Annotated in this window: 1 protein-coding gene; it reads right to left on the reverse strand. The window is 69.3% G+C overall.

Annotation, left to right across the window (positions count from 1 at the left end):
* Window positions 1–5,828 (reverse strand): Ig-like domain-containing protein (locus tag QMX88_RS28405; protein WP_282373568.1); only part of this gene is annotated, 5,828 nt, incomplete at its 3' end.
* Window positions 5,829–5,947 lie beyond the last annotated feature (119 nt).

Here is a 5,947-nt window from a genome sequence, read left to right on the forward strand (position 1 = left end):
TTAAAGCTGCCATGGGCCGCCACCGGCGCGGGGCCCAGCGGGTTGCCTTTGGCATCGCGCACGACCACCGTTGCCCCGGCCTCGCCGGTCCCGCCGAGGGTCAGGCCATCGGAGCTGACGGCCAGGTTGCTGGCAGCCGAGGGCGCGGTGGTGTCGGCGGCTTGATAAGCCGCGGGCACCGAGACATTGCCCGCCGCGTCGGTGGAGGTGACGCTCAGGTTTTGGCCGTTGAGTTGCGGGCTGGACAGAGTGACCTGGAACACGCCGTTGGCCCCGGCGACGCCTGAACCGAGCACGTTGCCGGAAGCATCGCGGACAATGACGGTGCTGCCGGCTTCGGCGTTCCCCGCCAGTTGCACGCCGCTGCCGCTGAGCAGCAGGGCGGTCGGGCTGTCCGGCGCAGTGAGGTCCACGGACGTCACATTGACCGCCGTCGACACGTTGCCGGGCGGGTCTTCCTGGGTGACGGTCAAGACTTCGGCGTTGATCTGTGCGGTGCTCAGCGTGACGCTGAACGCGCCATTGGCGGCCACCAGCGCCGTGCCCAGAAGGGCACCCCCGGACGTGCGCACCGATACCGTTGCGCCAGGTTCGCCACGGCCAATCACCGTCAGGCCGTCGGCGTTCACCGACACCTGGGTGAGGGCGGCAGGCGGAGTGATGTCCGGCGCCGTGAGGTTCGCCGACGGCGAGACGTTGCCGCTCGGGTCGGTCTGGCTGATGTCCAGAGCCTGGCCGTTGTTCGGCGTAGGCGCGAGGGTCACGGTGAAGGTGCCGTCATTTGCCACCAGCGCGGTGCCGAGCAGCGTGCCGCTGGCGTCGAGGACTTTCACCGTTGCACCGGCCTCGCCGGTGCCGGTAAGCGTACTGCCGTTGGCGCTGATCAACAGGTTCTGTGGCAGGGCCGGCGGAGTGGTGTCCACCGTCGCCAGGGCAGTGCCGGCCGAGACGTTGCCCGCCGCGTCGGTCAGGGTGACGGTCAGCGCCGCGCCAGTGGTGACGGCGTTTGGCAGAGTGACCTGGAACTGGCCACTCTGATTGACCAGTCCCGTGGCGAGGATGTTGCCCGCGGCGTCGCGGATCGTCACCGTCGCCCCAGCCTCGCCGAGGCCATTGACCACGGTGCCGACGTTGTTGATGGTCAGACCCGTGGCGGCGTCGGGCGCCGTCAGGTCCGGCGCGATGATGCTGCCGGCCTGGGAAACGTTGCCCGCCTGATCGACCTGGGTCGCCGTCAGGGGCTGCGAATCCAGCTGGGACGGGGTCAGCGCGATGGTGAAGACGCCGTTGCTCGCGACGATCCCGGAACCCAGCACCGTGCCGCCACTGTTTGTAATGGTCACCGTCGCACCGGCTTCACCGCGCCCGGTGACAGAGCTGCCATCGGCGTTGATGGTCAGCCCGGCCGGGGCTTCGGGCGCCGTCAGGTCGTTGGCGACAATCAGTGCGGTGACCGAGGTGTGTCCTGCGTCATCGGTGACGACAACGTGCAAGGTCTGCGCATTCAGTTGGGCGAAACGCATCAGGATGCTGAAGCGGCCGAGGCTGTTGACCCTGCCGCTGCCCAGGCTGACGCCGTTGCTGTCGAGGATGTTGACCGTGCTCCCCGCAGTGGCGGCGCCGGTGAGAATGAAACCGTCGCTGCTGACGGCCAGGTCGCTGGGAGTCGCCAGCTGCGTGCCGTCCGGCCCTGGGAGGGTAACCGGGTTGGACGCGTTGCCGCTGGCGTCGGTGCTGATGACGTCGACGTTGGTGTTGATGGCGGCAGGCGGATTGAGGCCGATGACGAATGCGCCATCCTGGCCGACGGTGCCAGTGCCGAGCAGTACATTGCCCGGTCCGCGAACGGTAACGGTGGTGCCGGGCTCGCCGACGCCGGAGACGCTCGCGCCGTCCGGGCTGATCGCCAGGTTGGTCACGTCGACCGGCCGGGTGGTGTCGGGGGCGAGCACTGGGGTCGCCAGGGCGTCGTTGGTGCCATCGGTGGCGACCACTTGCACCGTCTCGCCGTTTCTCAGGACGGACTGAAGGGTATACGTGAACGTGCCGTCAGGTCCGGCGGTGGCGTTGCCGATCAGAATGCCGTTGGCATCGAGGATTTTCACCGAACCGCCGGGCACGGTGGTGCCGGTCAGCACGCCATTGCCGTCGAGCGTGAGGTCGATGACCGCGGGAGGTGCCGTGATGTCGGGCGCCGTGACAGACGCGGGCGGCGAGGGCAGGGTGCTGGCGTCGGTCTGGGTCACGCTCAGCACCTGTCCGTCCAGCTGCGCCGGACTCAGGGTCACCGCAAAGCTGCCGTTGGTGGCGACGGTGGCGGAGCCCAGCAGGGTCCCGCTGGCATCGCGCACTTGAACGGTATCGCCTGCAACGCCTGTCCCGGACACGGTCAGGCCGTCATTGCTGATGGTGATGCCGGTCGGCGCGTCGGGCGCGGTGGTGTCAGGTGCGGTCAAAGAGGCCGCGGGAGAGAGGTTCCCCGCCGCGTCGGTTTGTTTGACCAACAACACCTGGCCGTCGTCTTGGGCCGAATTGAGCGTGACGTCAAATCGACCGGTCACGGCATTGGCCGTCGCGGTGCCCAGCAGCGTGCCGTTGGCATCCCGCACGTTGACCGTCGCGCCGGGTTCGCCCTGGCCGCTCAGCGTCAGGCCGTTGGCGCTCAGGGTGAGGCCGGTCGGGGCGTCGGGCGCCTGGATGTCCGCTGCCTGCAGTTGCACCGTCGGAGACGCCAGGGCCGAGCCATCGACTTGCGAGACGTTGAGTGCCTGGCCGTTGATCTGCGCGCTGGACAGGGTGACTTCGAAGCGTCCGTCACTGCCCACCACGGCACTGCCGAGGGTCGCGCCGAGGGCGTCCTTGACGGTGACAGTGGCGCCGATCTGGCCGTTACCGGTGACGATCAACCCGTTGGCCGACAGATCGAGGTTGGTCACCGGTGCCGGTGCGCTAAGGTCCGGCGCAGTGATGGGCACCGGCAGCGACTGGTTGCCCGCGCTGTCGGCCTGGGTGACTTGCAACAGCTGACCGTCGGTTTGCGCCGCTGTCAGGGTCAGGGTAAAGCGGCCATCGGCGCCGGCCTGGCCGATGCCGATGATGTTCCCGCCCGCATCACGCACCGTCACGGTTGCACCGGCTTCACCAGTGCCGGTGAGAATCAGCCCGGCGCCGTCGAGGGCAACGCCGGTCAGCGCGGCGGGCGCCTGGGTGTCGGGCGTGACAAAGGTCACGGGCAAGACCGGGTTGCCACTGCTGTCGCTGGCGCCAATCAGCAGGGTCTGGCCGTTGTTCTGCGGGCTGTTCAAGATCACGCTGAACTGGCCGTTCGCAGCCGCAACGGCGGTGCCGAGCACGTTGCCGTTGACGTCGGTTACGGTGATCGTCGACCCGGCCTCACCGGTGCCCGTCAGCGTGGTGCCACTGGCATCGACGCTGATGGCCGACGGTTGCAGCGGGCCATCCAGATCCGGCGCGGTGACCGGTGTCGCCAGGGACGGGTTCCCGGCGGCGTCGCTCAGGACCACCTGTAGCGCCTGACCATTGGTTTGAGCGGAAGCAAGGGTGACGCTGAAGTTGCCGGTCGCCGACGTTACGCCGGTGCCGATGACATTGCCCTGGGCGTCGCGCACCGAAACGGTCGACCCCGGTTCGCCGCGGCCGGTCAGGGTCAGGCCGTTGTTGGCCACCGCGAGATCAGTGGCGGCGGAAGGACCGGTGATGTCGGGCGCGGTGACGGGAACGGTGACCGAGCTTTCGCCCTGACCGTCGACCGCGACCACGTCGAGCACTTCGCCGTTGGCCTGGGCCGGATTGAGCACGACGGTGAAGCTGCCGTTGCTGCCAACCGTTGCACTGCCGAGCAGCACGCCGTTGGCATCGCGCACCTGGACCACCGAACCGGCGCTTGCGGTACCGGTCAGCTGGGTGCCGTCGGCGTTGATGACCAGCCCGGAAGGCGTCGCCGGCCCATTGGCGTCAGGCGCCGTGACCACCAGCACGGGGGACGGCAGGCCTGCGGCGTCGGTCTGGGTGACCTGCACCTGATCACCGGGGTTGACCGGCGGTGTCAGGGTTGTAGAGAAGGTGCCGTTGGCGCCGACCACTACAGTGCCGATTGCGGCGCCGGTGGCGTCGAAGAGGGTGACCGTCGCGCCGGCTTCGCCTTTGCCTGAGACCTGGGTGCCGTCGGCGCTGATCACCACATCGGTGACCTGGGCGGGTGGCGTTGTGTCGGCCGCGGTCAGCTCGGCCGAGGCAGAGTTGCCGGCCGCATCCGTGGCACTGACGTTGAGTTTTTCGCCGTTGGTCTGCGCGGTGTCGAGGGTCACGCTGAAGGTGCCGTCAAGGCCGGCGCGAGCGGCGCCGATGACCGCACCCGACGCATTGCGCACAAGGACGCGAGAGCCGGCTTCGGCACGACCGGTGAGGATCAGGCCGTCAGCCGACAGGACGAAATCCGAGGGCGCCGCTGGCGGCGTGGTGTCCGGTGCTTGCAGTGGCACGTTAGGCGAGGTATTGCCGGCGGCGTCGGTGAGGGTGACCTGCAGCGACTGACCGGCAGTTTGCGGCGCGTTCAGGGTGATATTGAACAGCCCGTCGGTGCCCACAACGGCCGTCCCGAGGACATTGCCGTTGGCATCGATGACGCTCGCGGTGCTGCCTGCTTCGCCACGGCCGCTGACGATCGCGCCGTTGCCACTGATGGCAATGCCGGTAGGTGCATCCGGCGGCGTGACATCCCCGCCAGGCGGAGTGACGTCGATGTCCGGCGCCTGGGCCTGAGCAGGCTGGGAGACATTGCCCGCGGCATCGATCGCATTGACGGTCAGCGACTGACCGTCGGTTTGAGGCGGAGTGAGGCCGAGGCTGAACGTGCCGTCTGCGCCGACCGTGCCGCTGCCCAGCAGGGTGCCATCGGCGGCACGCACTTGAATGGTCGCGCCCGCTTCGCCGGAGCCGTTGATGCGCGTGCCGTCCGCGCTGACCACGAGATTGCCCGGGGCATTGGGCGCGGTGGTGTCGACCGGTGGAACGTCGATGTCCGGTGCGGTCGCTTGAGCCGGCGCCGAGACGTTACCGGCGGCGTCGGTCGCCGTCACAGTCAACGCCTGGCCGTCGGTTTGCGCCGGACTGAGGGTGAGGCTGAAGGTGCCGTCTGAGCCGACCGTGCCGCTGCCCAGCAGGGTGCCGTCGGCGGCGCGAACCTGAACGGTCGCGCCCGCTTCGCCGGAGCCGTTGATGCGCGTGCCGTCTGCGCTGACCACGAGATTGCCCGGGGCATTGGGCGCGGTGGTGTCGCCGGGCGGAGTGACATCGATGTCCGGTGCCAGCGCTTGAGCCGGCACGGAGATATTGCCGGCGGCGTCGGTGGCTGTCACGGTCAGCGACTGGCCGTCGGTTTGCGCCGGGCTCAGGGTGAGGCTGAAGGTGCCGTCAGCTGCGACGATGCCGCTGCCCAGCAGGGTGCCGTCGGCGGCGCGAACCTGAATGGTCGCACCCGCTTCGCCGGTGCCGGTCAGCACGCTGCCGGTGGGGTTGACCGCCAGATTGGCCGGAGCGCCGGGAGCCGTGGTATCTGGCCCAGGCTGATCACCGCCGGTGTCGGGCGTTGGCGCCTGGGTGGTCGGTGAAACGTTGCCTGCGGGGTCGGTGGCGCTGACCGCCAGAGGCTGGCCGCTGGTTTGCGGCGGGTTCAGGGTCACACTGAACGTCCCGTCCGGCGCCACGACACCGCTGCCGAGCAGGGCACCCGCGTTGTTGCGCACCTGAATGGTCGCGCCGGCTTCACTGGTGCCGGTCAGCAGGGTGCCGTCTGCACTGACGAGCAAGTTGCCCGGCGCCAGGGGCGCGGAGGTGTCAGCGGGAGCACCACCGCCGCCCCCCCCCCCCCCGCCGCCCACCCCCGCCGCCGCCCCCCCCCCCGCCCCCCCCACGCCCCCCCCCCCCA

Source organism: Pseudomonas sp. PS02290 (assembly GCF_029960075.1).
Lineage (GTDB): Bacteria > Pseudomonadota > Gammaproteobacteria > Pseudomonadales > Pseudomonadaceae > Aquipseudomonas.